Source organism: Paracoccus sp. SY, from assembly GCF_002901215.1.
Lineage (GTDB): Bacteria > Pseudomonadota > Alphaproteobacteria > Rhodobacterales > Rhodobacteraceae > Paracoccus > Paracoccus acridae.
Genome location: NZ_NWMQ01000226.1, coordinates 1 through 412, shown reverse-complemented (window position 1 = coordinate 412; position 412 = coordinate 1). Strand labels below are relative to the sequence as shown.

The window sequence follows — 412 nt, the reverse complement described above, 5'->3', positions numbered from 1 at the left end:
TCAGGTTTCGGATCAGGACAGGTTCAGGTCGGCTGTCCTTCGAGGTGGCTTGCCCCCGCTAGCTTGCCAACACTGTCTGCAGCCATCCTCCGACTGCGAAGGGCAATTGCAAGGGGTTGCCTGTGCTGAAGCCGTGCTCAGGATGTTTCGGGCAATCCAGGTTCTGATGGCCTCTTCAGCGCAGCCTTGTCCTGCAATTCCCTGGCCAGCCGCGCTTTCCGAAGCCTTTGGACCTTTTCCACCCCCGCCGCCCGAACAGCGTTGATCTCCTCGAAGGCGCGATCACGTGCGGAAGGTGGAGCCTGCAACTTGCCGAAGACAAGCTCGGCCTTCAGACGTGCGTCACTGCGGTTCTCGGTCATTCCCCGTCTCCCTTATGGCCTTGCTGAGCAGTCGATCATGAAAAAAGGCC

General features: G+C 59.7%; 1 protein-coding gene. It reads right to left on the bottom strand.

Translation table 11 applies throughout. The features are described 5' to 3' along the window. Positions 1-137 precede the first annotated feature (137 nt). Positions 138-362 carry a hypothetical protein gene (locus CK944_RS22645; protein ID WP_103175221.1) on the bottom strand — a complete coding sequence of 75 codons (225 nt, stop codon included), beginning with the start codon at positions 360-362 and terminating at the stop codon, positions 138-140. Positions 363-412 lie beyond the last annotated feature (50 nt).